The 25,883-nt window shown below is 69.3% G+C and carries 21 protein-coding genes and 1 rRNA gene; 8 read left to right on the top strand and 14 right to left on the bottom strand.

Going from position 1 to position 25,883, the window contains the following annotated elements:
* Positions 1-49: 49 nt before the first annotated feature.
* Together FL311_RS22780 and FL311_RS22775 are read right to left on the bottom strand one after the other, a co-directional pair.
* Positions 50-499: a hypothetical protein gene (locus FL311_RS22780; protein WP_228557008.1), complete on the bottom strand. Its 450-nt coding sequence runs from the start codon at positions 497-499 to the stop codon at positions 50-52.
* 310 nt (positions 500-809) lie between these two features.
* Positions 810-1,697 (bottom strand): PhzF family phenazine biosynthesis protein, encoded by an 888-nt coding sequence (locus FL311_RS22775; RefSeq protein ID WP_141327845.1) that lies wholly within the window; start codon positions 1,695-1,697, stop codon positions 810-812.
* Positions 1,698-1,820: 123 nt separating this feature from the next.
* Between FL311_RS22775 and FL311_RS22770 the strand changes: the two genes are divergently transcribed.
* Positions 1,821-3,227, top strand: a complete 1,407-nt coding sequence (locus FL311_RS22770; protein WP_141327843.1) for a PLP-dependent aminotransferase family protein — start codon at positions 1,821-1,823, stop codon at positions 3,225-3,227.
* Positions 3,228-3,230: 3 nt separating this feature from the next.
* On the opposite strand, the gene aspS is transcribed toward FL311_RS22770, so the two are convergent.
* Positions 3,231-5,048, bottom strand: coding sequence for an aspartate--tRNA ligase (gene aspS / locus FL311_RS22765; RefSeq protein WP_141327841.1), 1,818 nt, complete (start codon positions 5,046-5,048; stop codon positions 3,231-3,233).
* Positions 5,049-5,371: 323 nt separating this feature from the next.
* Here aspS and FL311_RS22760 point away from each other — a divergent pair, with 323 nt between their 5' ends.
* The 3 genes from FL311_RS22760 to FL311_RS22750 all read left to right on the top strand — a co-directional run bounded on the left by FL311_RS22760 (position 5,372) and on the right by FL311_RS22750 (position 7,863).
* Positions 5,372-6,655: a hypothetical protein gene (locus FL311_RS22760; protein ID WP_141327839.1), complete on the top strand. Its 1,284-nt coding sequence runs from the start codon at positions 5,372-5,374 to the stop codon at positions 6,653-6,655.
* Positions 6,655-7,437, top strand: coding sequence for a hypothetical protein (locus FL311_RS22755; protein ID WP_141327837.1), 783 nt, complete (start codon positions 6,655-6,657; stop codon positions 7,435-7,437). Before FL311_RS22760 ends, FL311_RS22755 begins: the two co-directional genes overlap by 1 nt.
* Positions 7,438-7,623: 186 nt before the next feature.
* Entirely contained in the window at positions 7,624-7,863 is a 240-nt protein-coding gene (locus FL311_RS22750; protein WP_046714783.1) for a YHS domain-containing protein, read from the top strand.
* 57 nt (positions 7,864-7,920) lie between these two features.
* On the opposite strand, the gene recJ is transcribed toward FL311_RS22750, so the two are convergent.
* On the bottom strand, positions 7,921-9,636 hold the full coding sequence (recJ, locus tag FL311_RS22745) for a single-stranded-DNA-specific exonuclease RecJ (RefSeq protein WP_141327835.1): 1,716 nt from the start codon (positions 9,634-9,636) through the stop codon (positions 7,921-7,923).
* Positions 9,637-9,863: 227 nt separating this feature from the next.
* Here recJ and FL311_RS22740 point away from each other — a divergent pair, with 227 nt between their 5' ends.
* Positions 9,864-10,463, top strand: coding sequence for an outer membrane beta-barrel protein (locus tag FL311_RS22740; RefSeq protein ID WP_141327833.1), 600 nt, complete (start codon positions 9,864-9,866; stop codon positions 10,461-10,463).
* Between the two features lie 104 nt (positions 10,464-10,567).
* Here FL311_RS22740 and secF read toward each other — a convergent pair whose 3' ends face one another.
* The 6 genes from secF to FL311_RS22710 form a co-directional block, all read right to left on the bottom strand.
* Positions 10,568-11,716: a protein translocase subunit SecF gene (gene secF / locus FL311_RS22735; RefSeq protein WP_141327831.1), complete on the bottom strand. Its 1,149-nt coding sequence runs from the start codon at positions 11,714-11,716 to the stop codon at positions 10,568-10,570.
* 24 nt (positions 11,717-11,740) lie between these two features.
* Positions 11,741-13,513: a protein translocase subunit SecD gene (gene secD, locus FL311_RS22730; protein WP_141327829.1), complete on the bottom strand. Its 1,773-nt coding sequence runs from the start codon at positions 13,511-13,513 to the stop codon at positions 11,741-11,743.
* A 2-nt stretch (positions 13,514-13,515) separates the two neighbouring features.
* Positions 13,516-13,875, bottom strand: coding sequence for a preprotein translocase subunit YajC (yajC, locus tag FL311_RS22725; RefSeq protein WP_141327827.1), 360 nt, complete (start codon positions 13,873-13,875; stop codon positions 13,516-13,518).
* A 143-nt stretch (positions 13,876-14,018) separates the two neighbouring features.
* A complete protein-coding gene (gene tgt, locus FL311_RS22720) occupies positions 14,019-15,155 on the bottom strand; it encodes a tRNA guanosine(34) transglycosylase Tgt (RefSeq protein ID WP_194869327.1) in 1,137 nt (378 codons plus the stop codon).
* 74 nt (positions 15,156-15,229) lie between these two features.
* Positions 15,230-16,315: a tRNA preQ1(34) S-adenosylmethionine ribosyltransferase-isomerase QueA gene (gene queA / locus FL311_RS22715; RefSeq protein WP_194869326.1), complete on the bottom strand. Its 1,086-nt coding sequence runs from the start codon at positions 16,313-16,315 to the stop codon at positions 15,230-15,232.
* A gap of 60 nt (positions 16,316-16,375) precedes the next feature.
* Positions 16,376-17,488 (bottom strand): SpoIID/LytB domain-containing protein, encoded by a 1,113-nt coding sequence (locus FL311_RS22710; RefSeq protein WP_141327854.1) that lies wholly within the window; start codon positions 17,486-17,488, stop codon positions 16,376-16,378.
* A 27-nt stretch (positions 17,489-17,515) separates the two neighbouring features.
* Between FL311_RS22710 and FL311_RS22705 the strand changes: the two genes are divergently transcribed.
* From FL311_RS22705 to FL311_RS22695, 3 genes are all read left to right on the top strand, one after another.
* The gene (locus FL311_RS22705; RefSeq protein ID WP_228557007.1) at positions 17,516-18,121 is read left to right on the top strand and encodes a hypothetical protein; all 606 of its coding nucleotides are present in this window, start codon (positions 17,516-17,518) and stop codon (positions 18,119-18,121) included.
* Between the two features lie 227 nt (positions 18,122-18,348).
* Entirely contained in the window at positions 18,349-18,684 is a 336-nt protein-coding gene (locus tag FL311_RS22700) for a hypothetical protein (RefSeq protein WP_194869325.1), read from the top strand.
* A gap of 139 nt (positions 18,685-18,823) precedes the next feature.
* Positions 18,824-19,540, top strand: a complete 717-nt coding sequence (locus FL311_RS22695; protein ID WP_194869324.1) for a hypothetical protein — start codon at positions 18,824-18,826, stop codon at positions 19,538-19,540.
* Between the two features lie 36 nt (positions 19,541-19,576).
* Here FL311_RS22695 and FL311_RS22690 read toward each other — a convergent pair whose 3' ends face one another.
* The 4 genes from FL311_RS22690 to rrf form a co-directional block, all read right to left on the bottom strand.
* The gene (locus FL311_RS22690) at positions 19,577-20,824 is read right to left on the bottom strand and encodes a KamA family radical SAM protein (protein WP_141327849.1); all 1,248 of its coding nucleotides are present in this window, start codon (positions 20,822-20,824) and stop codon (positions 19,577-19,579) included.
* On the bottom strand, positions 20,824-22,194 hold the full coding sequence (locus FL311_RS22685; protein ID WP_141327821.1) for a KamA family radical SAM protein: 1,371 nt from the start codon (positions 22,192-22,194) through the stop codon (positions 20,824-20,826). Before FL311_RS22685 ends, FL311_RS22690 begins: the two co-directional genes overlap by 1 nt.
* A gap of 99 nt (positions 22,195-22,293) precedes the next feature.
* Positions 22,294-25,152 carry a serine/threonine-protein kinase gene (locus FL311_RS22680; RefSeq protein ID WP_141327819.1) on the bottom strand — a complete coding sequence of 953 codons (2,859 nt, stop codon included), beginning with the start codon at positions 25,150-25,152 and terminating at the stop codon, positions 22,294-22,296.
* Between the two features lie 631 nt (positions 25,153-25,783).
* Positions 25,784-25,883: ribosomal RNA gene (gene rrf, locus FL311_RS22675) — 5S ribosomal RNA — on the bottom strand; the annotation flags it as partial.

The raw sequence follows: 25,883 nt of genomic DNA, 5'->3' as shown, positions 1-25,883 counted from the left end.
CCGCTGACGCAGTGCACAGGCCCCGGCCGTTTGAGGCACGACGATGCCGTCACTCCACGTCCACCTCCCGGGCGAGTGACACATTCCAGTCAGAGGGCAGGTCCGCGTCGCAGAAGGTGCAGACGAACCACCGCTCCTTCACCAGGGTGACTTCACCGCACGCAAGGCACCGACGGAAGTCCATCGCCCCGGTGAAGCCCGTGGGCGGGTGGAGCCCCAAGGGCGCCAGGGCCCGGGCCACGGCCGCCCAGCAGGTGACGTCCGGGCAGTAGCCGGTGGACAGGTTCGAGACCTCGGCGACGGAGGGCTGTCCTGCATCCAGCCGGAAGCGAAGCTCTCCGGCCGCGAGCACCTCTTCGCCGTCCGCGCACGCGACGTGCTCGGAGCGGCGCGGCGCCAGGCGCAATCGACCGAGCAGGTCGACGACGTAGGTCGCGCCTTCGCTGAAGGCCTCCGGGTGGGCGGAGAGCCAGACGCGGAGCCCTGGCGGAGACGTCACGGGTGTCCCAGGAGTCCCGAGTGAGCGCTGTCGTATCTCCCGGGGCCCCACATAGCTGTAGGCAAGCAATCGCATGCGGCGCGGACGGGCGGCCCGTCCGACTCGGACAAGAAGCCACAAGAACCGCGAGGCGCAAGCGAAGACGCGTCTCATCGCGGCGCCATCTCAGACTTCACCCGCGAACCGGGCAGCCGCTCGACCACGGTCCCGATGCACGCTTCAAACGAGCATCGGGCTGTCGAGGGCCGTCACCGCGTTTCGCCACGGCCACTTCACCAACGGGCCCGAGAGGACCTTCGAGCAGTCCGAATCAAACGCGCAGCGAGCCTTCGAGCACCGTCACCGCGACACCGCCGATGCGGGCCTGCTCGGGATGGCCCGCGCGACCTGAGACCTCGACCTCGATGCGCCCCGGCTTGCCCATGGCGTCGCCCTGTTCGATGCGCGCCCGGACCGTTCCACCCGAGGCCGGCAGTTCCAGCGCACCGTGCATCGCCAGGTACATCCCGAGCGGCCCCGCGGCCGAGCCCGTCGCGGGGTCCTCCGGCACACCCAGTCCCGGCACGAAGTAGCGCGAGTGCGCCACGCTCCCCGCCTCACGCGTCTCGCGCGTGAAGACATACACACCACTCAGCCCATGTGGCCGGAGCAACTCTGCCAGCGGTCCCGAGCGCGGCGCCAATGCCCACACATCCTCGCGCCGACGGAACGGCACCATCAATCGATGGGCATTGCGCCGCACCGGGAGCGACGCATCCACCATCTCCACCGTCCCGCCCACCAACGCGAGCACCTGTGACAGCGCAACCGGCGGCTCCAGCCACGGGTTCTTGGGCGTCACGATCCACGCGCGGCTGCCACCCGACTCCAGCGCCTCCAGTTCCACGTCGAGCCCCCCCGCCGCGCACTCCAACCGCGTCGCCCCGGAGCGCGGCAACAGCCCTCGCTCGGCCAGCAGATGGAACGTCGCCACAGTCGCGTGGCCGCAGAAGTCAATCTCCGCCTCCGGTGTGAAGTACCGCAGCTTCACTCCCTGCGCTCCGGGGCCCGCCAACACGAAGGCTGTCTCCGACGCGCCCACCGCCGCGGCGATGCGCTGCATGGCGTCTTCCCCCAACCCGGCCGCATCCAGGACCACGCCCGCGCGATTGCCGACTCCCGGCGTCCGCGTGAAGGCATCGACAATGCTCACCTGCATGGTGTGCTCCTCCGCTGGCCACCTCGCTCGATGGCCGTGGATTGTACCGAAACAATCGACCGCAAGAATCGACACAATCGATGCATTGCGCGAAGCCGCCCGTCAACCGTATGAATTGTCACCATGACAATCTGGACGCCCAACCTCCGCGACCGAGAGGGTCCGCTGTACCGGGTCATCGCGGATGCGCTCGGCGCGGACATCGAGGAGGGCCGCCTCACTCCGGGGACACGCCTGCCGACCCACCGGGAGCTCGCTGAGAAGGTCGGCGTCACCGTGGGCACGGTGACCCGGGCCTACGCGGAGGCGGAGCGCCGAGGCCTCATCGGCGGAGAAGTGGGCCGAGGCACCTTCGTCCGCCACCGCGACACGCCCCGCCACCTGCCCTCCCCCGCACCGGATGAAGGGGATGACGCCCTGGTGGAGCTGGGCCTCAACTGGCCCGCCACACCAGCGAAGGACCCGGCCAGCGCCGCATTCGCGAAGACCCTGGACGCCCTGCAACGCTCGCCCCGCGTCGCGGAGCTGCTCGAGTACGCTCCGCACCTGGGCCACCTCGCGCACCGCGAGGCCGGCGCCGAGTGGATGTCCCGCTTCGGCCTCGACGTGTCCCCCGCGCGCGTCATGGTGTGCTCCGGTGGCCAGCACGCGATGGAGGTGGCGCTCAATGTCCTCACGCGCCCGGGCGACACGGTGCTCTGCGAGGCCCTCACCTATCCGGGCCTCAAGGTGCTCGCCAGCCGCCTCCACCTGCGCCTGCAGGGCGTGGCCATGGATGCGCAAGGACTTGTGCCCGAAGCCCTGGAGGCCGCTTGCCGGGGCGGCGCGAAGGTCCTCTTCTGTCTGCCCAACCTCCAGAACCCCACCGGCGCCGTCATGTCCGAGGAGCGCCGCCGCCGCATCGCCACCGTGGCCCGCAAGCACGGGCTCTCCGTCGTGGAGGACGACGCCTACGGCCTGCTGCTCGACAAGCGCCCACCCCCGCTCTGCGCGCTCCTGCCCGAGTCCGGCTGGTTCATCGCGGGTGTCTCCAAGCTGCTCGCCCCGGGCTTGCGCATCGGCTACCTGGCGGCGCCCGAGGGCCCTGGTACGGAGCGCCTCGCGGAAGAGGCCGCGCTTGCCTCACGCATGACACCCGCGCTCACGGCCGAGCTCGCCGCGAGATGGGTGAACGACGGCACCGCGGACGAGCTCGTCACCCGCCGTCGACGCGAGGCCCGGGAGCGACTGGAGCTGGCGAAGGAAATCCTGGGAGACAGGCTGCGGCGAACACCCGCGAACCACGTCACCTACCACCTGTGGCTCGAGCTGCCCGGCGGCTTCCGCGCGGAGCCGTTCACGTCGCAGGCCCGTCGGCGCGGAGTCTCCGTCACACCCGCCGAGGTCTTCAGCGTGGGGCCCGCCACCGCGCCGGCGGCGGTGCGCCTGTGCCTGGGAGCACCGCGCATCCGCGCCGCGCTGGAGAAGGGCCTCCAGCGATTGAAAGACACGCTGGAGGGAGGGCCGGAGCCCCTCGCCTCCATCGTCTGACGACTACTTCTGCGGCGGCGGCACCGGACGGACATGCAGCTCGCGCAGCTGCTTGTCGTCCACGTCGCCCGGCGCGCCCGTCATCAGGTCCGTGCCCGTCTTCGTCTTCGGGAACGGAATCACGTCGCGCAGCGACTCGGAGCCGGTGAGCAGGAAGGCGAGCCGGTCCATGCCCAGCGCGATGCCACCGTGCGGAGGCGCGCCGTACTTGAGCGCGTCCAGCAGGAAGCCGAACTTCGTCTGCGCCTCCTCGTCGCCGATGCCCAGCGCCTTGAAGACCTCCGCCTGCACCTTCGGGTCATGCAGACGGATGGAGCCGCCGCCAATCTCGAAGCCGTTGAGCACCACGTCGTAGCGGTGGCACTTCACCCGGCCCGGCTCCGTCAGCAGATACTGCACGTCGCCATCGTGCGGCCGCGTGAAGGCGTGGTGCGCCGCCACCCACGTGTTCGTCTCCTCGTCGTGCTCGAACAGCGGCGGGTTCACCACCCACAGGAACTTCCACTGGCCGCCGCTGCCGTACTCCGGAATCAGCCTCAGCTTCTTGGCGACGTGCACGCGCAGGTTCGCCATCACCGTGTGGACCAGCGCCTCCTTGCCGAACTGGAACAGGATGAGGTCGCCCGTCTTCGCGCCCACCGCCTGGTTGATGGCCGCGCGCAAGGCCGGCGTGATCGTCTTGGACAGCGGCGACTGCGTCCACTCGCCACCCTCCGCCACCTTCGCGCGCGCCAGGCCCTTGGCGCCCGCCTGCTTGGCGAACTCCTCCAGCTTGTCGCTCTCCGCGCGGCTCATCGCCTTGTCCGCGGGGATGACCATCGCCTTGACGATGCCCTTGTTCTGCACCGCCTCGAACATCATCGGCACGCCGCCCGCCTCGCCGTGCTCGCGAATCAGGTCCGTCAGCACCGTGTGCTCCAGCCCGAAGCGCAGGTCCGGCTTGTCGTTGCCGTACTTCGCCATGGACTCGTAGAAGTCCATGCGCATGAACGGCGTGGGCACGTCGATGCCCAGCACCTCGCCCCACAGCTTCTTGATGAGCCCCTCGATGATGGTGAAGATGTCGTCCTGGCTGACGAAGCTCATCTCCACGTCGATCTGCGTGAACTCCGGCTGCCGGTCCACGCGCAGGTCCTCGTCACGGAAGCACTTCACGATCTGGAAGTACCGGTCGAAGCCCGCCACCATGAAGAGCTGCTTGTAGAGCTGCGGGCTCTCCGCCAGCGCGTAGAACTTGCCCGCGTTCATCCGGCTGGGCACCAGGAAGTTGCGCGCGCCGCCGGGCGTGTACTTGCCCATGAACGGCGTCTCCAGCTCCAGGAAGCCCTGGTCCACCATGTACGCCCGCGTCAGCGCGTTCATCTGCGAGCGCGTGCGCAGCGACTTCTGCAGCGGCGCGCGGCGCAGGTCCAGATAGCGGTGCGCCAGCCGCTTCTCCTCCGACGTGTCGATGGAGTCCTCGATGGGGAACGGCGTCGGCTCCGAGCGGTTGAAGATGGTCAGGTCGCTCGCCTGGACCTCGATTTCACCCGTCTTCATCTTCGGGTTCACGTTCTTGCCACGCGACACCACCTTGCCGCGCACGCCGATGCAGTACTCCAGCCGAAGGCTGCCCGCCAGGCCATGCGCCTCCGCGTGGTCCGGCTCGAACACCACCTGCGTCAAGCCGTCGCGATCCCTCAGGTCGATGAAGACCGCGCCACCATGGTCGCGTCGATTGTGCACCCAGCCGAAGAGGACGACCTCCTCGCCGACATTGCGCGCCGTGAGCTGGCCGCAGGTGTGGGTACGCTTGACCTCGGAGATGAACGGGACCGCCATAAAGACCGCCTGCGCTGTGCGTAGAGGGAAAAGGCGCGGCACCATAAAGAGCGTGGAAACGATGCGTCAAGGAGTCCGCGCCGGCCTGACAGCTCCCAGACGGTCGCCGCCTCACGCGCGTTCCTGACGCCCCCGGAAAGCCCTGCCCGCCCGACGTCGACCTGCCTGGAGAGCCTCACGGCCCCCGCGTCCTCGTCCCCGCGGCCAGGATGCTCGGCCCCCTGCCCTGTCCGGCCGCGCGCCCACACCCCGCGTCTCCCTCACGCGCCGCTGGCACCCGGAGGGGAATACACGTTCCGCCCGGACCGGAGTAAAACGGCCCCATGCTCCGAACAGTCATCGCCACCACCGCCGTGCTCGGCCTGGCCGCCGGCTGTGCGCCCGACCCGAGCGCGCCGGTCAAGATTCGCGCCCTGGTGCTCTCCAGCAACGGGCAGTACATCCCCGAGGAGGTCGAGCTCAAGACGGTCTCCGACATCGTCGGCCTCAGCGGCAGCGTGGCCGACCTGCACGGAGGCGCGCGCATCGTCCTGGACCCCAACGACCCGGACCTCGACCGCGCCACCACCCCCGAGGCCTTCGTCAACGCCCTGCTCAAGGACGAGGGCCGCGACGTCACCGCCAGCTACATCACCCAGGGCGACGTCCTGTGGCCGGCGGACTTCCATACCTGGAACATGGTGACGACGTATTACAACCTCGAGCGCGCCTTCGATTACTTCCGCGAGGTCACCAACATCCCGGTCGCGGACTTCAAGACGCCCCCCAGGACGTACTACTTCCCCGAGTTCCGCACCCCCGCCACCGACAAGGACCCCCTGCGGGACAACGCCTTGTACTTCTCGGCGATGGACTCCTTCTTCATCCTGCCCTTCGACGAGCTGCAGCGCGCGCCGCTCGCCATCAACGCGGGCGTCACCACCCACGAGTACGCGCACCGCGTCTTCAACCAGAAGGCCTACGGCGGCAACCCCTTCCCGCAGGCCCTGGGCACGTGGTCCGACGGCGGCGGCCCCAGCCCGGGCGCCAACATCCTCAAGTCCATGGACGAGGGCCTGGCGGACCTGCACGCCTACGGCGCCACCTGCCGCTCCAAGAACGGCTGTGACACGCGCTTCCTCTCCACGTCCTTCGAGGGCCAGTACGGCGCCGTCGCCGACGAGCGCGACCTGGCCCGCTCGGACCGCTGCATCGACGAGAACCTGCGCGACACGCTGCTCAGCGCCAACCTGAACCAGTTCGAGAACTACTACCGCGTGGGCACCATCCTCGCGAGCGCCCTGTACCAGGCGGGCGAGGCCACCGGGCAGCGCGACATCCTGCTGCGCTCCATCGTCACGGCGTACAACGACGAGTCCACGACCACGCCGGGCATCCTGCAGCTCACCCGGCAGTACCTGTCGGACCAGACCAAGTTCACGCTCGCCGTGGCGGTGACCCCCATCATCACCCACATCACGGACCTCCGCCTGAAGGAGGCCGTCTGCAACGAGGTGATGGACCACCTGCAGATTCCCCGGGATCTGCTCGTGGGCACCACCAATCCCAACCTCTGCCCGCCCAGCGCCGCGGGCGGCACCACCTGCCCCCGCCTGAGCGAAGACTGATGAGAACCGCCACCGTGAAGACCTGGCTCACCCGCTGCCTGCTGGGCGGCCTGCTCGTCGCGCCCGCCGCCCACGCGCAGACCGATGACGACCCGTACGCCTATCCGGAGGACGAGCCGGGCCCCACCCAGGAGCAGCTCGACGAGGAGGAGGCCTACGAGCGCCGCCGCCGCAACGCGGACCAGGTGGAGGAGTTCCGCGACATCTCCGAGCAGGAGGGCGAGGACGGCGACTTCAAGCGGCTCGCCGGCATCGACGACCCCAACAAGGGCTTCGCCGCGGAGCTGCTCGCCGGCGCGCTGCTGCTCGACTCGTCGCGAGGCCGCTTCGCCGAGCCCGTGCTCGGCCTGGGCATCCGCGCGACCTGGGAGTACGGCCGCATCCTCGACATCGAGCCCTTGCGCGAGGCGCTCTGGGCGGACCTGCGCTGGACGTACGGCAGCCAGAGCGACGGCACCCGGTTCCTGAAGGGCCGCTCCAGCCAGCACTACTTCACCCTCGCCCCCGCCTATGAGTTCAAGTTCGGCAAGTCGGACTTCGGCGTCTTCGGGCAGGTGGGCGGCGGCATCGCCTACCAGGCCACGTCCATCACCATCGACACCGCCGAGACGAAGGTGAACGGAATCAAACCCGTCATCCAGTACGGCCTGGGCCTGCGCGGACGTCCCCGCGTGTTCGGCGACAGCAACATGAGGCTGTCCCTGCGCCTGGAGGCCATGGGCTTCCGCCGGGGCTACCTCAACGACTTCTTCCTGGGCGGCAGCGCCGGCATCGCCTTCTGAGGAACACTTCCCGGCCGCGCTCGCTCCCACGCGGGCGCGGCCGAGTGGAAGTTTTTCCACCTCCAGCCCACCGTGCGTTCCCACGCCCCTCGGCATTCCGAGGAGTTGGGGGTTGGCATACGCCCTGCTTGTGTCCACCGTCGGGTGTGGGCGTAGAGCCCTCAGGGCGGCGCGGGGAGGCGAGGCATGACAGGCGTGCAGGGACAGACGCAGGGCCAGGGCAAGCACTGGGATCCGGTGTGCGGCAAGCAGTTGGAGACGCCGGAGGGCCAGCCCTCCTCGGAGTACAAGAAGCGCCGGTACTTCTTCTGCTCGGAGCGGTGTCGCCACACCTTCGAGCGTCAGGCGGAGCGCTTCCGTCTCAACGAGCTGGCCCGCGTGGGCGCGCTGATGACGCCCGGCCGGGTGCGCTGGGGTCTTGCCTGAGGTGACACCCGCGGGCCCGCGCGTCACCCGCGAGGGCCCGCCTCACAAGCCAAGGGCTCAAGCGGCGACGCGCACGTCCTTGAGGCGCAGCGACAGCTTGCGCTGGCCCCGGAAGGTGTCGAAGCCGGCCTGGAAGGCCAGGTCCACCGGCCCCTCCACCAGCCGCACGCGGTCCGCCATGCCGAAGCCGATGGCGTCCAGCTCCGGCGCGTCCATGAGGGCGAGCTTGAGGTGGCCGTGGCTGCCCGCGGACTTGGCCGGCAGCACGCGCGGACGGGCCACCTGGTGGCGCAGCACCAGCACGGGCTCCGGGTTGCCCTGACCGAAGGGCCCCAGCCGCTGGAGCGCCTCCACCGCCGTGGCGTCCAGCTCCCGGGGGCTCACCACCGCGTCCACGCGGCAGCGGGGGATGAGGTCCTCGGGGGACAGGCGCTGGAGGGCAATCTTCTCGAAGGCCTCGCGCAGCGCGGGCAGCTTGTCCGCGTCGATGGTGAGGCCCGCGGCGTGCTTGTGTCCGCCGAACTTGGTGAGCAGCTCCGAGCAGCCGCTGAGCGCGTCGAACAGGTGGAACGCCTCGATGCTGCGCGCCGAGCCCTTCCCCACCCCGTCCTTCACCCCCACCATGACGGTGGGCCGGTGGTAGCGCTCCACCACGCGCGAGGCGACGATGCCGATGACGCCCGGGTGCCAGCCCTCGTCGTAGAGCACGAAGCCGCGCGCGTCCTTGCGCTCCTCCGCCTGGGCCAGCGCCTGCGTGAGGATGGTGCTCTCGATGCCCTGGCGCTCCGCGTTGGCCCGGTCCAGGACCGACGCCAGCGCGCGCGCCGACTCGAGCGACTCCGAGCAGAGCAGCTGCAGGCCCAGCGACGCGTCATGCAGCCGACCCGCGGCGTTGATGCGAGGCCCCAGCCGGAAGCCCACCTGCCCGGCGGTGATGGGGGTGTCCGGGTCCATCCCCGCCACCTCCTTCAGCGCGCGCACGCCGGGACGACGCGCGGCGGTGAGCTCCTGCAGGCCGTGGGTGACGAGGATGCGGTTGGCGCCGGTGAGCGGCACCACGTCCGCCACCGTGGCCAGCGCCACCAGGTCCATCAGCGCCTTGAGGTTGGGCTCCTTGCGCGTGGCGAAGTAGCCGTCGTCGCGCAGCCGCTTGCGCAGCCCCATGCAGAAGTTGAAGGCCACGCCCGCCGCGCACAGCGCCTTGGTGGGGTACTCGCAGCCGGGCTGGTGCGGGTTGAGCACCGCCACCGCGGGGGGCAGCGTGGGCGGCACCGTGTGGTGGTCCACCACCACCACGTCCAGCCCCAGCTCCTTCGCGCGGGTGATTTCGGCCACGGACGTGATTCCGCAGTCCAGCGTCACCAGCACCCGCGTCCCGTCCCCGGCGATGCGCTCCACCGCGCCCAGGTTCAGGCCGTAGCCCTCATCCAGCCGGTGGGGGATGTACGTGGCGAGCTGCGACATGCCCAGCTCGCGCAGGAACAGGAACAGGAGCGACGTGGAGCACACCCCATCCACGTCGTAGTCACCGTACAGCGTCACCTTCTCGCGCTGGTGCAGCGCGCGCACCAGCCGCTCCACGCCCGCCGCCATGCCCTTCATCCGGAAGGGGTCCGGCAGGTCCGCCAACCGGTCCGACAGGAACGCCGAGGCCGACTCCGGCGTCCGGTATCCCCGGTGCAGGAGCACCCTCGCCGCGAGCGGATGGAGCGACAGCTCCCCAGCGAGCGACCCCACCTCCTCCTCGACCACGTCTGGAAGCAACCACCGCACTCGCGAGCTCCCCTCCTCGGCGCACGGAACTCCTCCGTGGCCGGGACGAAATCTTGACACGCGAGACAGTACCTCAGACGTCTGACGAGGAAAGTCCAACCTGGGGCACGACATTTCCCTTCCTGCTCACGCGTTCAGGCATGCGCTTGCTCCTTTGCCTGCCGGTGGGAGGCGCGCCGTGCGCCCGGTGCACAGCTTGAGTGCACACCACCTGATAGGGAGGACGCATGTTTTCAAGGGGTATCCAGGTTGGCGCGCTGGCGCTCGCGATTCTCGCTGCGGGCACGGCCTCCGCGCAGGAGCGCAAAGCGGGCAAGCGCGGTGACGTCAACGTGTTCCTGAAGGGCGGCCTGGGCGACTACACGGGCAACCTGGGAGATCTGACGAGCACCGGTCCGTCGTGGGGTCTCTCACTCAACGTGCAGCCCACCACGTTCCTGGGGTTCGAGCTCGGCTACGAGGGCTCGCAGAACGGCATCAACGACGTGCGCATCCTCGACGACGGCCCGTCCATCGTCCGCCAGGGTGGCAGCGCGCTCGTGAAGCTCTCCCCGCCCATGCTCACCTCGGTGCGGCCCTTCGTCGGCGCGGGCTTCGGCCTGACGTACGTGGACGTGCGCGGCACCGGCGGCGGCTTCTACGACAACGACACCATGGAGGAGGTGCCGCTCGCCGCGGGCCTGGAGTTCAACAGCGGCGCGCTCACCGCGGGCCTCCGGGCCACCTACCGCCTGCTGATTGACGACGCGGGCTTCGCCAACGGCGCGGTGGAGGACTCCGACGGCGGCCTCTTCGACGCCTCCGTGACGCTGGGCGCGCGCTTCTAGCGCGGCGTCCCGCACCAGAAACACCGAGGGCCCTGAACTTCCGAACCTCCGGAAGCGCAGGGCCCTCTTTCGTGTCACGTGGCCCCAGCAGGGCCCGCGCGGCCTCAGGCCGGCGCGGTGACGCGGGCTTCCTTCGCCGCGGCGCGCTCGTCCAGCCAGATGGTCACTGGGCTGGCGATGAACACGGACGAGTAGGTGCCCACCACGATGCCCACCAGCATGGCCATGGCGAAGTCGAAGATCTCACCCACACCGAAGATGAGCAGACCGATGAGCGACAGCGCCGTGGTGCCGGCGGTGAGGATGGTGCGGCCCAGGGTGTCGTTGATGGCGATGTTGATGACCTCCGCGAACGGCTTGCCCTTGAACTTGGCCATGTCCTCGCGGATGCGGTCGTAGATGACGATGGTGTCGTTCACCGAGTAGCCGACGATGGTCAAGAGCGCGGCGATGGCCGTGAGGTTGAACTCGCGGCGGCTCACCAGGTAGTAGCCCGCCACCATGATGACGTCGTGGAGCATGGCCAGGAGCGCGCCGGGGCCGAACTTGAAGTCGAACCGGAACGCCACGTAGATGAGGATGGCCACCATGGAGTACAGCAGCGCCATGACGCCGCGGTTGCGCAGCTGCTTGCCCACCTGCGGACCGACGTAGTCCACGCGGCGCTGCTCGAAGTCCGGCTTGTCCAGGCCCGCGCTCAGCGCGCCGAACACCTTGTCCGCCATGCCGCTGGCGACGACCTGGTAGTCGACGCCCGTGCCGCCCTGGTTCTCGCCCAGGACGCGGACCTCCTGCACGCCGGTGCCGGACTTCTCCACCGCCGCCTTGATGGCCTCCGCCGTCAGCGGCGTCGAGGAGCGGAAGTTGATGATGCCGTTGGCCAGGTCCGCGTAGACGTTCTTCACGCTTCCCAGGCCCTCGATGGCCGCCTTGGCCTTGTCCGCGTTCTCCTCGTTGAGCTGCGTGACGCCGCCCATGCGCAGGAGGAACGCGTTCTCGGAGGCGCTGCCGATGTTCTGCACGCTCACGTCGTGCAGGCCACCCTTCTCCGCGCGCTCACGCACCTCCGCCGCGGAGACGGGGTGGTCGAACTTCAGCTCGACCACCGTGCCACCCGCGAAGTCCACGCCGTAGTTGAACCCCACCGTGGCAATGCCCACCAGGATGGCGAGGTTGATGAGGGTGGAGATGAACACGGCCGGCTTGCGCTTGCCGATGAAGTCGATGTTGGTCTTGTTCTTGAGGATCTGCATGGCAGTTTCCCGGGCTCCCGCCGGTCAGACGGACACCGACTGCGCATTACGGCCGTGGACGAAGTAGGTCATCAGCACGCGCGTGACCATGATGGACGTGAACAGCGAGGCCAAGAGCCCGATGATCATCGTGGTGGCGAAGCCTCGCACCGGCCCCGTTCCCGTGAAGAACAGGATGAAGCCGGCGATGAGCGCCGTCACGTGCGCGTCGAAGATGGTCCAGAAGGCACGATCATACCCCTGGTCCACCGCCGCCTTCGCCGTCTTCCCGTGGGACAGCTCCTCGCGGATGCGCTCGTTGATGAGCACGTTGGCATCCACCGCGATGCCCAGCGTCAGCACGAACCCCGCGATGCCAGGCAGTGTCAGTGTCGCGTTGAAGAACGCCAACCCCGCCAGGATGAGCAGACCGTTGAGGATGAGGGCCACGTCCGCGATGAGCCCCGCCTTGCGGTAGTAGAGCGCCATGAAGAGCACCACCAGGCCCAGCCCCAGGACCACGGCCAGGCCGCCCTTCTTGATGAGCTCGTCACCCAGGCTCGCGCCCACCTGACGAATCTCGCCCACCGTCACCGGCGCGGGCAGCGCGCCCGCCTTGAGCACCAGCGCCAGCGTCTGCGCCTCGCCCAGCCACTCGTCGCGGGTGCGAGCACCCATGCGGCCCATGGTGATGCGCGCGCGGCCTCCGCCGATCTTCTCGTTGATGTTCGGCGCGGTGTGGACGTTGTCGTCCAGCACGATGGCCATCCGGCGGCCCACGCCCGCCTCGGTCAGCTTCTCGAACTCGCGCGCGCCGGCCGGGTCGAACGCGATGTTCACCTCCGGCTCGTTCATCTGGTTCACGGACGCGTCCGCGCCCGCCAGGCTCTCACCCGTGAGCGGGACGTTCTTGTCCAGCAGGTACGTGCGGTACGAGGAGCACTCGTTCTTCTTCAGCGGGTTCGCGATGCACTCGGTGACCACCTGGCGGTTCTCCGGAACCTTGTCCTTGGTGTACTCGAGCAGCGCCTCGCGCGAGGCGCTCTGCAACTGCGCGAAGCCCCCCTCGTCCGTCACGGTGATGTCGCTGCCCGCGGGCGGCGGTGTCGTCTGGAGCATCTGCGCGAAGAACTGCGGGTTGGTGTCGTCCACCATCCGGAACTCGAGCTGCGCGGTGGTACCCACGAGCTCCTTGGCCTGCTCCGGGTTGCTGCGACCGGGCAGCGAAATCTGGATGGAGTCGGTGCCGAGCTTTCGCACGTCCACTTCGGCCACGCCCCACTTGTCGATGCGGCGGCGGATGACGAGCATCGCCTGGTCCACCGCTTCCTCACGGAAGCGGTTCACCTGCGTGTCGTCGGGCGACAGCACGAGCGTCGCGCCGTCGCGGCTGACCCGCTTGAAGTCGCCGAAGGTCGCCAGGACGTCCTTCTCGATGGCGTCCATCGTCGCCGGGTCCTTCGCCGTCAAGGTGAGCTGGAGCTTCTCCGGGTCCGTATCCGCCGTGACCTCGCCGAGCTTCTTGTCGGCGACGTACGTGGCGATCTGCTGGCCTCGGCGCTCGGTCCGCTTCTGGAGCGCCGTCTTGGTGTCCACGCGCATCACCATGTGGATGCCGCCCTGAAGGTCCAGGCCCAGGTTGAGCCGGTACTTCGCGGGGGGCGCCCACGCCGGCAGCTTCTCCTCGAGAAGCGCCAGGTTGTTGCGCTGGTCACGATCCATGACCACCAGCGTGTAATACGTCGGAATCAGGAACCAGAGGGTCCCCAGCGTCACCGCGACAATCAGTCCGAACTTCCACCACCAGCCGCGGTCCATTTTTACTTCTCCTCCTTCTTCTTCTCTTCGGTCGGCGCCCCCGCCTGCGCGCCCTCGGCCACCGTGCCCTTGGCACTGATGGACGTCTTCAGGATGCGAATGCGCACACCGCTCGCGACCTCCACCGTCACGGTCCGCTCGTCCACCTGGTGGATCTTCCCGAGCATGCCGCCCGCGGTGACCACCTCATCGCCCTTCTTGAGCGAAGTGAGCAGGTTGCGGTGCTCCTTCATCTGCTTCTGCTGTGGGCGGATCATCACGAAGTACATGATCGCGACCAATCCCACGAGCAGAGCCAGGGTGTTCAGCGGGCTCGTCCCGCCGCCCCCGGCCTGCGCCAGCATCAAAAAGCTCTCAGCCACAGACTGCCTCGTCGGTTGTGGAAGGCTTGGGATGGGGGACCCCCCACGCTAATCGAGGAACCCATCCTGAAAGGGGGCCCTCTTAGCAAGGGGTCCCCATGTGAGCAAGTGAACGCGGGAACCCCGACATCCCAACCGCCCGCTCAGCGGCCACGGGTCCGCTCGGCCTCCTGGGCCCGCGCCCGCTCGCGGAAGTCCCGGGCGAAGGCGGCGTAGCGGTCCTCCGCGATGGCCCGGCGCACCTGGGCCATCAACCCCAGGAAGTAATGGAGGTTGTGCAGGGTGTTCAGGCGCATGGCGAGGATCTCCCCCGCCGCGAACAGGTGGCGCAGGTAGGCCCTGCTGAAGTTGCGGCAGGTGTAGCAGGAGCACTCAGGGTCCACCGGCCTGGGGTCCTTGGCGAACGCCGCGTTGCGGATGGTGAGCTTGCCCTCCGAGGTGAAGAGCAGGCCGTTGCGTGCACAACGCGTCGGCAGCACGCAATCGAACATGTCCACCCCGTGCTCCACGCACGTCACCAGGTCCACGGGGGTGCCCACGCCCATCAGGTAGCGGGGCTTGTCCCGGGGGAGCAGCGGCGCGGAGTAGGCCACGCCCGCGTGCATGGCCTCGGGGGCCTCGCCCACCGAGTAGCCGCCCAGCGCGTAGCCGGGCAGGTCCACCGCGCACACCTCCTCGGCGTGGCGCTTGCGCAGGTCCTCGTGCAGGCCGCCCTGGACGATGCCGAAGAGCGACGAGCGCCCCCGGGTCCACGCCTTCTCGCACCGGTGCAGCCAGCGGGTGGTGCGCGCCAGGGACTTCTCCAGGTAGGAGCGCTCGGCGGTGGAGGGCGGGCACTCGTCGAACGCCATGATGACGTCCGCGCCCAGCGTCTCCTGGATGTCGATGGAGCGCTCGGGCGTGAGGAAGTGACGCGCGCCGTCGAGGTGGGACTGGAAGGCGGCGCCCTCCTCGGTGATTTTGCGCTTCTCCGACAGGCTGAAGACCTGGAAGCCGCCGCTGTCGGTGAGCATGGGCCGGTTCCAGGAGACGAACTGGTGCAGGCCGCCCATCTCGCCCACCAGCGCCTCACCGGGGCGCAGCATCAGGTGGTACGTGTTGCCGAGGATGATCTGCGCGTCCATGGCGAGCAGGTCGTCCGGGCCCACGCCCTTGACGCTGCCCACGGTGCCCACGGGCATGAAGATGGGCGTCTCGATGGGGCCGTGGGGCGTATTGAGCCGTCCGCGGCGGGCCTTGGTGCCGGACGCGTCCTCGTGGAGCAGCTCGAACTTCACCATGCCCGGCGCCACCCGCGTGTCGCCCTTCTCGCGCGGCGTGCCCGCGTCCTGCTCGTGCTGCTCACCCATGACACTCACTCCGACACCAGCATGGCGTCGCCGTAGCTGAAGAATCGATATCCCGCGCGCACCGCCTCTGAATACGCGGCGAGGGTGCGTTCCCGGCCCAACAAGGCGCTCACGAGCACCACCAGCGTGGAGCGCGGCAGGTGGAAGTTCGTCAGGAGCGCGTCCACCTGGCGGAAGGTGAAGCCCGGGCGGATGAAGAGCGTCGTCTCGCCGGGGCCCTCGCGCAGCTGGCCCGTCGCCGCGTCGGTGGCGGACTCCAGCGTGCGCACCACGGTGGTCCCCACGGCCACCACGCGCCGGCCTTCCGCCTTCGCCGCGTTCACCTCGCGCGCGGTGGACTCGGGCACGGTGTAGCGCTCGGGGTGCATGTGGTGCTTGTCCAGCTCCTCCTCGCGCACGGGGAGGAAGGTGCCGGGCCCCACATCCAGCGTCACCAGGGCGCGGCGCACCCCGCGGGCCTCGAGCGCGGCCAGGGTGTCCTGGGTGAAGTGCAGGCCGGCGGTGGGCGCGGCCACGGCGCCGGAGGCCTTGGCGTACACCGTCTGGTAGCGCTCGGCGTCCGCGGCGTCGGGCTCGCGGGTGATGTAGGGCGGCAATGGCAGGCGGCCCGCGGCGTCGAGCAGCGAGGCCAGCGACGCACCGGGCGGCGCGTGGAAGCGCACGCGGTACTCCCCGCCTCCGAGCACCTCGAGCACCTCGGCCTCCAGGCCGCTGGCGAACGTGAGGCGCTGGCCGGGCTTGAGGCCCTTGGAGGCCTGGCCCAGGCAGAGCCAGTCGAGCGACTCGGGAGCGCCACCGAGCGCTGCGGAGGTGAGCGTGGAAGCGGCCGGACGCACCACCAGCAGCTCCACGCGGCCTCCGGAGCCAGCCTTCTGCCCCAGCAGGCGCGCGGGGATGACGCGGGCGTCATTGAGGACGAGCAGGTCTCCGGGGCCGAGCAGCTCCAGCACGTCGGAGAACTGGCGGTGGCTCACGTCGCCCGAGGAGCGGCGCACGTGCATCAGCCGCGAGGCGTCGCGCTGGGGGAGCGGCGCCTGGGCAATCTGGGACTCGGGGAGCTCGAAGTCGTAGTCTGAGAGGCGGGACGACACGGGGTTGGCGCTTGTAGCAGTCCCCACGCCGCCACGGAAAGCGCGCCGACGCCGGGGGCCTCAGTAGAGCTGCTGCAGCTCGGCGCCGGGGTAGTAGTGGGTGAGGATTTCCAGGTACCCCCTGCCCTTGTCGGCGAGCGCCTTGGCGCCCCACTGGCAGAGCCCGGCCCCGTGGCCATAGCCGCGTCCGGAGAACTGGTAGCCCTGGTCGGTCCGTTCCACCTCGAAATCGAGGCTCTTGAGCCGGGTGTAGCCGAGCCTCCGCCGCAGCTCCACGCCGTCCACCGAGCTGCCGTCCCCCATGGTGACGCGGGTGACGCGGCGGGTGGACGTGCGGGCCGTGATTTTCATGCCCTGGGCGGGCCGCTTGAGCGCCGCCTTGATTTCGGCATCCGACATGGAGGCGGACCAGCGGCTCGCGGGCAGCCGGCCGCACGGACAGTCGACGGGCTGCAGGTAGGGCAAGTCGCGGTGGAGGGCGTCGTGGCCGGACTCGGTGCGGCCGCCGCAGGAGGCGTGGAAGTAGGCCTCGATGGGCGCGAGCTCGTAGGTGAGCACCTGGCCGCGGGTGGCGTCCACGGCGGCGCGGGTGCGCGGGTCCTCGCGGTTGACGCCGCCGTACACCTGGTGGAGCACGCTGCTGCCCAGATGAAATGCGTTGCTGTAGGCATCCAGCTTCTTCTGCAACGCGTAGGTGCGAGCGGCCACGGCCTGGGCCTTGAGGGCCTCGGGTGGGAAGGACACGGGCATCTCGCTGCCGAGCACCGCGGCCAGGTAGTCCTCGAGAGGGATGACGTTGATGAGCTGCAGGCCCTCGCGCAGCGGGCGCACGACGACATCGCCGCGCACCTGGGTGTTGCCGGCCTTGATGGGCTGCTCCCCGGGAATCGTCCCCGCGTCCTCGGAGGTGCTCAAGCCCGCGCGGAAGCGCACCGAGTCCCCGAGCACGGGCGCGCCGTTGACCTCGAGCTTGCCGGCCTTGCGTCGGACGATGGCGACCTCCGAGGGGATGGAGACGTAGGTGGCCTCCTCGCTGTCCGTGCCGAAACCGAGGCCCTGTCCCCGGATGCGCACCTCACTCCCTGTGTCCTCGATGGCGATGCGCAGGGTCTCCACGGCGAGCGAGCGTGGAGCGGCGAGCAGGAGCAGGAGGAATGCAACAGGTCGCAACATGGCCTGGGAGTGTAGGAGGGTGGCCACGTGCCTCAAGAAAACGACCGGAGGATGGGCGAGGATGGCGCCCACGTGACACCTCCCGAGTCCTCCCCTTCCCGACCTCCCCCCCAGGCCTTCGTCCGGGCCCTGCGAGAGATGGAGCCCCGCTCCGCCGCCGTCCTCACCCGTCGACTCGTGACGGGGGCGTCCCTGGGCGACTGCGCGCGCTTCTATGGCGTCACGGACGAGGCGCTGTCGGTGATGCTCCTTCGGGCGGCCGTGTCGTTGACGCGGAACGTCTTCCCCGGGGCCCGGGAGCCCGCGACGGCGGAGGAGGAATCCGCCTGGGCGAGGATGCTCGCGGCGGCGCTGGAGCGCGAGGACGCCCCGGTCCCCGCGGGCCTGGTGCCCGTGGTGGAGGCGTGTCGCAGGCTGCGCGCGCTGAGCGGCGACGTGACGGCGGGGCTCGAGGCCGCGACGCGGGAGGACCAGGCATCGCCCCAGCGGCGTCGTGAGGACTGGCTGCGCAGGCTCGCCGTCATGGCCCTGCTGGCGCTGACGGCCTATCTGTACCTGTCGCGTCCCGAGGAGCCCGCTCGTCGCCCCAGCACGGCGCCACAGCCCTCGGCGCCGGACTCGGGACGCCCCTGAGCCTTCGAGAGCACGGTGGCACGCCCTGAACGTGCCGCCTCGCCCCTGGCCGCGTGGACGAACACAGTTTCGCGCTTCGACAACTTCAGGCCGCTTCCCGACAGACCGCGCAAAGGCCCCGCACCGTGGAGCGCGCGCAACAGACAGCGCCGGAGCGCCGGTCATCGGCCGACATCGGGAGCCTGGGGCGCTGGACGACGGGGCAACCCGGCGCGTAAGGGGAATCCATGAGTGCCCTCTCCTTCGCCCTGCCCCTGGTCGTCCTCACGTCCCTCCTGGCTGGCTGCGCGCGCAACGTGGACACGCGCGTCGCGGGAGATGACGACGCGGCCATCGATGGCGCCGCCGCGCGACTTGAGGAACTGCGGGTGCGGACCGCGCGAGACGACCTGACGTGCGACCAGCGCTGCGCCGCGGCGACAAAGACGTGCGAGGTCTCCGAGGAGCTCTGCGCCCTGGTGGACCGTCACGCGGACCGCGATGACCTGCCCCCGCGCTGCGCCGAGGGCCGCGAGCAGTGCTCCGGCGCCCGGGACGGCTGTACGCGCTGCCGCAATGGCTGAGCCCACCGGCGCGCACCCGCCGGGGCTTCACGGGATTCGCCCCCGTCGTCACACTGTTCTCCGGCAGGAACGCAACCGGTGCACGCCGGTGGATGGCCGTGCTTAGATGCCCTTGTTTCCAACATCGAGGAGCCGCGTCATGTCCCGCCCCATCTCCATGCTCATCGCTGCCCTGCTCGTCGTTCCGGGCGGTGCTGGAGCGCAAGAAGGGGGCGAGATGACTCCCGAGAAGGTGGCGCAGATCCGCCGGGACGAAGCGGCGGCGATGAAGCAGGTGGACGAGGAGTTCGGCAACCGCAAGCCCTCGGAGATGAGCAACGAGGAGCGCGGGCAGGCCAGCCGCAAGCAGGCCGCCGTCACCGCCGCGGTGATGGAGAAGCACGGCGTCAGCGCGAAGGAGTACGAGCGCTTCACCGCGAAGATGGGGCCGGAGGGCAACGAGCGCGCCAAGGCCGAGGCCCAGCGTCTGGAAGACCAGGCCAAGGCGGCCGCGGCCCGCCAGGCCGCCGCGGCGAAGGCCAGCGAGGAGAAGGAGGTCTCCGTCCAGAAGGGCTTCGACAACGAGAACCCCGTCGAGGTGGAGTCCTCCGGAGGCGATGGCCCCGAGGTCGAGATTGGCATCCCCGTCGAGGACGAGGCGGGCGGCGAGAACGGTGAAGGCGTGGAGACCGCCGAGGGCGAGGGTGGAGGCGCGGTGGGCGCCGATGCCGCCGCGTCGGCCGAGGACCACGTGCAGGTGGAGGTGATGGGCGACGGCGACGCGAAGCCGGCGAAGAAGGCCGTGCGCCGCGCCAGCTCCGAGTCGTCCAAGGCGAAGAAGAAGTTCGTCCGGAAGAAGAAGTCGAGGGACGACTGAGCGTCGTCCCACGGAGCCTGGGCCGAGGCCCGGGCTTCAGCCCTTCCGGTGGTAGCCGAACTGCTGGGCCCGCTCGCGCCACGTCTCGTCATACGGACACGCGCAGTCGGTCTCCTCGGGCTCCGGATAGGCGTAACGCTCGCCCTTGAAGTTGCGGAACACCGTCTCGCGCTCGTTGCGCTCGACGACGTAGTCCGGCTGGAGCGTCACCTTGCCGCCGCCGCCCGGCAGGTCCACCGCGAGGTGCGGCACGGCGAGCCCCGTGGTGTGCCCTCGCAGCTGCTGGATGATCTCCAGCCCCTTGGCGATGGGCGTGCGCAGGTGCTCGCAGCCTTCCGCCACGTCCATCTGGTGCAGGTAGTACGGGCGCACGCGCGTGCGCAGCAGCAGGTGTGACAGCTCCTTGATGATGCGCGCGTCCGAGTTGAGCTGCCGCATCAACACGGCCTGGTTCTCCACGGGCACGCCGTGGTCCACCAGTCGCTCGCAGGCCTCGCGAGCCTCGGGCGTCACTTCCTTCGGGTGGTTGAAGTGGGTGACGACGAAGACGGGCGCGTAGCGGCGCAGCAGGCTCGCCAGGGAGTCGGTGACGCGCATGGGCAGCACCACGGGGACCCGGGTGCCGATGCGAATCATCTCCACGTGGGGAATCTCGCTCAACGGCGCGAGCAGCTCCTCCAGTCGCTGCTCGCTGAGCAGGAACGGGTCTCCGCCGGAGATGAGGACATCGCGCACCTCAGGGTGACGGCGCACGTAGTCGATGCCCCGCCGCATCTGGTCCTTGGACAGCTCCGCCACGCCGCCCTGGGTGATGCGCCTGCGCGTGCAGTGACGGCAGTAGACCGAGCACGTATCCAGCGCCAGGAACAGCACCCGGTCCGGATACTTGTGGACGATGCACTCCTCCGGCCGCGTCTTGTCCTCGCCGAGCGGGTCCTCCAGCTCGCCGGGACGTACGCGAGCCTCGGCGCGCACGGGGATGGACTGCATGCGCACCGGGCAGAACGGATGCTCCGGGTCGATGAGCGACAGGTAGTACGGGCTGATGCCGATGCGGAACAGCGCGGCCGTCTCCTGGACGCCCGCGCGCTCATCGGCGGTCAGCGGCACGTAGCGCTCGAGCTGCTCGAGCCCGCGCACCGCATGCCGCTGATGCCAACGCCAGTCGGCCCACTCCGCGTCGGTGGCCTGGGGGAACAGGCGACGGCGCCCCTCGGAGCTCAACGAGGTCCGCTCGGAGCGAGGCTCCGGCGACGGGGGCACCACCCACGCGGAGGAATCCATCACGCCGCCTTCGTCTGTTCCCGCCACCAGGCCTGGCCCGCCTCGGGCAGCGAGTCGATGGGGTCGAAGTACTCGTACTTCCGGTTGAGGGCCTCGGGGTCGTTCGCCTCGATGCCCGTGCGGTAGTTCTTGGTCCAGTACGAGATGCCGCGCTCGCGGTCGTACTCGGCGATCTGATGGACCCAGCGCTTGCCGACGAAGGGCACGTCACAGACGATGCGCGGCGTGGCGAAGCCCGGCATGTAGCCCATGATGTCGTGCTGCAGCCGCTGCGCCTGGTCCACCGACAGCCGCCAGTGCTCGCTGTTGGGGATCATGTCGCACATGTAGAAGTAGTACGGCAGGATCTTCGCGTGGTCGAGCAGCGTGAAGCACAGCTCGAGCAGCGACTGCGCGCTGTCGTTCACCCCGCGCAGCAACACGCCCTGGTTGCGCACGTCGCGGAAGCCCATGTCCAACAGCTTGCGCACCGCCTTGCCCACCAGCGGCGTGAGCTGCGAGGCGTTGTTGACGTGCGTGTGCAGCGCCAGGTCCACGCCCCGCTCCACCGCCTTCTTCGCCAGCCGGTCCAGCCCCGCCAGCACCGAGTCCTGCAGGAAGTGCTGGGGAATGGCCATCAGGCCCTTGCTGGCCAGGCGGATGTCCCGGATGTTCGGGATGTCCATCAGCGAGCTGACGAACGGCTCGAGCTGCTGGATGGGCAGGTTCGCGATGTCGCCGCCGGACACCACCACGTCGCGCACCGTCGGCGTGCGGCGCAGGTACTCGAGCATCTGCTCGTAGCGATCTTTGGGTCCTATCGAGAATTTGTGTTTGCTGACCTGGGGCACGTCGTTGCCCACCAGGTCCATGCGGGTACAGTGTCCACAGTACTGGGGACACGTGGGCAGCATCTCCGCGAGCACCTTGGTCGGATAGCGGTGCGTCAGCCCCTCGACGACCCACATGTCCTGCTCGTGGAGGCTGTCGCGGCTGGCCTTCGGGTGGTTGGGCCAGTCCGTCAGGCGGTCCGCGAAGGCCGGCAGCATGTAGCGGCGCACGGGGTCCTTCCAGAGGTCCTGGAAGTCCATCGTGTTGAGCATCTGCGGGGGCACGAGGATGGACATCGTCGCGCGCTCGCGCTGATCCCGCTCCAGGCTCTCCGCCAGGTCATCCGGGAGCAGCGCGCCGAGCGTCGCCTTGAGCTCCTTCAGGTTCTTGACGGTGTGCTTGCGCTGCCAGACGGAGCTCTCCCACTCCGCCTGGGTGACGTCCTTGTACCCGGGGATGCGCTTCCAGTCGGGTTCGACGAACTCACGGCGGAGCGGATAGGAAAAAGGCTGTTGGGCAGGACCGGCCTCGGTCTTGCCCCGGATGGGCGTCGTGGTCATGGCGCATTCCCTCAGCGTGTGGCGTCGCGGGCCGGGCGTCATACCGCGCCCGGCACCGGTTCATTCAACAATTCGACGACGCGCAGCCTGCCCGACTCCTCACTCGATGGCGACGTTGACGAGCTTCTCCATCTTTCCTTCCGCGATGGAGACAACGAAAGGCTTGCTCGTCTTGCCATTGAGTTTGAAGGTGATCTTCCGCTTGCCCACCGGCAGGACCAGGGGGCTGCCGAGGGTCACCGGCGTCTGTCGGCCAGTCTTCTTTCCGTCGACGAAGATCTCCGCGCCCGCGGGCTTGGTGCTGCACGCCAGCGTCCCCGTGGCCTTGGACGCCGGAGGCGGCTTGGGCGGCTGCGGCCTCGGAGTCGGCGGCGGGTCGGCCTGTACCACCGGCTTGGGCCGAGGCGCCTCCTCCTTCACGAGCTGGAACGGAACGGTCAGCTCGTCCCCCTCTCCCTTGGCGACGAACTTGCCCGAGTAGGGCTTGTAACCCGCGAGCTTCGCCGTGAACTGGTAGGTCTTGCCTGCCTCCAGGTTGGCCATCCGCGCGTCGGGCGTGAGCCCCACCCGGCTGCCATTCACGGAGATCTCCGCGCCCTCGGTGCCCTCGAACACCGCCGCGAGCTTCTTGGGCGCGGGCGGCTCCACGGGGGCCGTGGGCGTGTCCACCTTCACCATCTCCGTCGGCGTGTCCGTGCCCGGCTTCGCGTCGCCAGGGTTGTCAGCTCCCGGTTGGGCCGGAGGCGTGCCCGCCGGTCCCGGGTCCGCCGCAGCTCCCGGCGGGTTCTCCGAGGGCGTCGCGGGGCGCTCGGCCACCTCGACGGGCTTGTTCGGCGGCGGCTCGTCCGCCGGAGGCTCGACTGCATCGGGCACCAGACTGAAGGACTCGGCGAGCGGCGTGCCCTCGACGACCTTCACGAACTTCCGCTCGGACTTGTGCCCCGGAGCGCTGGCGATGACCTCGTAGTCACCGGCGGGGAGGGCCAGGACGGTGTTCGGCTCGACGGCCTGGTTGTTCACGGTGACGGACGCGCCCGCCTGGGGCGTCACGGAAAAGATGACCTGCTCACCTCCCGAGCCGCTCATCATGAGCGCCAGGAGCATGATCAACACGACGACGATGCCCGCCGCGGAGCCGAAGAGCACCGGCTTGGGCAGGTTCGCGAGCGTCTGCAGGAGCGGCGGCTGTCCCTTGCCCGAGCCCTTCGCCTTGGGCTTGGCCTTCGTGGGCTGAACGGGCTTGGCCTTGCCCTTCCCGCCCTTGCTCGCGACAGGCGCGGGCGCCTGGGAGCCGGTGACCTCTTCGGGGTCGTGGTGGTCGTCGGCGTAGGCGCCGTCGTCGTGCTGACCGTAGCCGTCGTGGTGGTCGTAGCCCTCGTCCTGGGGCGCATCGAAGGCGCCGGTGTCGTGGGGCTGCTGCGAGCCGCGCTGACCACCACGGCCCCCCCGCCCGTTCTGGGCGACGGTGATGTTGCCCGTCGTCTCCTCGGGCGGCTCGTCCTCCATCGGCCTCGAGCGCGAGGGCGGAGCCGTCGGCGCCGGGCCAATCATCGTCGCGCCGGAGTAGGCCTCGCCGTCCTCGCTGGCGATGACGACCTGGGCCTTGGGCCCGCTCTTGCCCTTGCGCATCGAGGGCTCGGGCTCACGCGATGAATAGGTGCCGCTGCCCTGGAGCGTGGGGTTCTCGGACCGCCCCGTGATGCTGTCGTCGACGAGCACGCTGCTCTCGGCGACGCGTGTCTCCGGCGACATGAAGGTCTGGGTCGAGTCGACGATCTGCGTCTTGTCGCCCGCGCCGACGCCCATCTCCTCCAGCTCCTCGGCGGAGGGAGGCGGGATGTAGCCAGGGGCAGGATGGCCCGGGGCCGTCGGGGCACGCCCCGCGGGAGAGCCGGTCACCACCACCGCGGGCGGAGGGCGCTGCTTGGTGCTGCGAACCTGCGCGGGGGGCGGAACGGTGATGCCCGACGTCTCGATCTGGTCCGGACGCTCGATGCCCGCGAACCGCTCCATCTTCTCCGCCTCGCGGAGCATGTCCTCGGCGAAGGCCTCCTTCATGTAGGAGGACAGATGCTTCGACGAGTAGATGGCATCCCCCGCGAGGAGGAAGCGCATCAGGTCCTCGGCGAGGTCGGAGCCCCACTGGTAGCGCTCCTCCGGCTCGCGGGCGAGCGCCTTGAGGACGACCTTCTCGAGCCCCGGAGGGATGTTCGGGTTGAACTCGCGCGGCAGCGGGACGTCCGCGTTTCGCACCTTCTCCAGGGTGGAGAAGTCCGACTCGCCGACGAAGAGCTTCTCGCCAGTGAGCATCTCGTAGAGCAGCACGCCGACAGCGAAGATGTCGCTGCGCCGGTCGATGGGCATGCCCCGGACCTGCTCCGGGCTCATGTACCCGAACTTGCCCTTGAGGATGCCGGCCTGCGTCTTCTGCGAGCGGTTCGCCGCCTTGGCGATGCCGAAGTCGATGACCTTGACCTCGCCCTCGTACGAGATGAGGACGTTCTGCGGCGACACATCGCGGTGGATGATGTGGAGGTCCTGGCCGCGCGCGTCCTTCTTGCGGTGGGCGTAGTCCAGGCCGTCACACAACTTGGAGGCGATGAACACCGCCTGGGCGGTGGGCATGATCTCCTTGCGCCGCCGGTACCGCTCCAGGATGGTCCGCACGTCGCGACCCGCCACGTACTCCATGGCGATGAAGTAGGTGTCGTCGTGCTTCCCGAGCTCGTGGATGTGCACGATGTTGGCGTGGTTCAGCTGAACGCTGATCCGCGCCTCGTCGATGAACATCGTGATGAACTCTTCGTCCTCCGCCATCGTGGGGAGGATCTTCTTGATGGCGAGGATGCGCTCGAAGCCCTCGACGCCGAAGGCCTTCGCGATGAACACCTCGGCCATGCCGCCGACGTTGATGCGCTCGAGGAGCAGGTACTTCCCAAAAAGGGTCGGCTTCTTCATCTCGTGGAGCGGTCCGAGGCCGGGGTGAGCACCGCGGCAGGCGGAGCGCAGACCGGGCGGAGAAGTGGGACTCTAGTTCTGCACAGATAGCGAGTCAAACACCTCGGCAGCCCCAAAAGCCGAACGAATTCAGAAGGTTGAGGGATTCAGAGACCACTCGGAGGCAGCGCGGGGACCAGGCGCGGCGTCGTCTGTCGGACAGGACCTGCTGCGCTCCCGGCAAACGCCCCACATCGGCCGCGCTGATCCCACCCCGCCCGGTGCTGGAACCGGTGGCGCCGCGACGGCGACTCCCGCCAGATTCCTGCGGGAGAAACCGGTGTAGGCCGAAGCCCTTCGACGCACGACAGGGCGGCGAGGCGGCGCGCGGAGTCGCTCGGGGAGCCGAGTGCCGCCATTGACGCGGTCGAGCTCTCCGGCCGCCCGCGCGATGACGAACAGGCGCGCACGAGGGTTTCGTGTACGAAGGCACGGGGTCCGGCGCTGAGCAGGACAGCCACGCATGCGGCGTTGGGCACGCCGCGCTTCCCCAGGCCTGCAGGTCCTCGGAGCGGTGAGCGGGTGGTCCACGCGGGACGCGGAAAAAAGAAAAGCCCCCGTCGCACGAGGCGACGAGGGCTTCTCAAAAAGAATCCGGCAGCGACCTACTCTCCCACGCGGTTTCCCGCGGAGTACCATCGGCTCTGGAGGGCTTAACTTCCGTGTTCGGGATGGGAACGGGTGTGACCCCT

The sequence above is a fragment of the Myxococcus sp. AB025B genome (assembly GCF_006518215.1).
GTDB classification, from domain to species: Bacteria; Myxococcota; Myxococcia; order Myxococcales; family Myxococcaceae; genus Myxococcus; species Myxococcus fulvus.
The sequence above is the reverse complement of the archived record's forward strand: the minus strand, read 5'-3'. Positions and strand labels throughout refer to the sequence as shown.

Excerpts from the sequence above, each read along its gene's own strand:
- FL311_RS22775 (WP_141327845.1), bottom strand. The coding sequence starts at position 1,697 with ATGCAGGTGAGCATTGTCGATGCCTTCACGCGGACGCCGGGAGTCGGC.
- FL311_RS22770 (WP_141327843.1), top strand. The coding sequence starts at position 1,821 with ATGACAATCTGGACGCCCAACCTCCGCGACCGAGAGGGTCCGCTGTAC.
- aspS (WP_141327841.1), bottom strand. The coding sequence starts at position 5,048 with ATGGCGGTCCCGTTCATCTCCGAGGTCAAGCGTACCCACACCTGCGGC.
- FL311_RS22760 (WP_141327839.1), top strand. The coding sequence starts at position 5,372 with ATGCTCCGAACAGTCATCGCCACCACCGCCGTGCTCGGCCTGGCCGCC.
- FL311_RS22755 (WP_141327837.1), top strand. The coding sequence starts at position 6,655 with ATGAGAACCGCCACCGTGAAGACCTGGCTCACCCGCTGCCTGCTGGGC.
- FL311_RS22750 (WP_046714783.1), top strand. The coding sequence starts at position 7,624 with ATGACAGGCGTGCAGGGACAGACGCAGGGCCAGGGCAAGCACTGGGAT.
- FL311_RS22740 (WP_141327833.1), top strand. The coding sequence starts at position 9,864 with ATGTTTTCAAGGGGTATCCAGGTTGGCGCGCTGGCGCTCGCGATTCTC.
- secF (WP_141327831.1), bottom strand. The coding sequence starts at position 11,716 with ATGCAGATCCTCAAGAACAAGACCAACATCGACTTCATCGGCAAGCGC.
- secD (WP_141327829.1), bottom strand. The coding sequence starts at position 13,513 with ATGGACCGCGGCTGGTGGTGGAAGTTCGGACTGATTGTCGCGGTGACG.
- tgt (WP_194869327.1), bottom strand. The coding sequence starts at position 15,155 with ATGGTGAAGTTCGAGCTGCTCCACGAGGACGCGTCCGGCACCAAGGCC.
- FL311_RS22710 (WP_141327854.1), bottom strand. The coding sequence starts at position 17,488 with ATGTTGCGACCTGTTGCATTCCTCCTGCTCCTGCTCGCCGCTCCACGC.
- FL311_RS22700 (WP_194869325.1), top strand. The coding sequence starts at position 18,349 with ATGAGTGCCCTCTCCTTCGCCCTGCCCCTGGTCGTCCTCACGTCCCTC.
- FL311_RS22695 (WP_194869324.1), top strand. The coding sequence starts at position 18,824 with ATGTCCCGCCCCATCTCCATGCTCATCGCTGCCCTGCTCGTCGTTCCG.
- FL311_RS22690 (WP_141327849.1), bottom strand. The coding sequence starts at position 20,824 with ATGGATTCCTCCGCGTGGGTGGTGCCCCCGTCGCCGGAGCCTCGCTCC.
- FL311_RS22685 (WP_141327821.1), bottom strand. The coding sequence starts at position 22,194 with ATGACCACGACGCCCATCCGGGGCAAGACCGAGGCCGGTCCTGCCCAA.
- FL311_RS22680 (WP_141327819.1), bottom strand. The coding sequence starts at position 25,152 with ATGAAGAAGCCGACCCTTTTTGGGAAGTACCTGCTCCTCGAGCGCATC.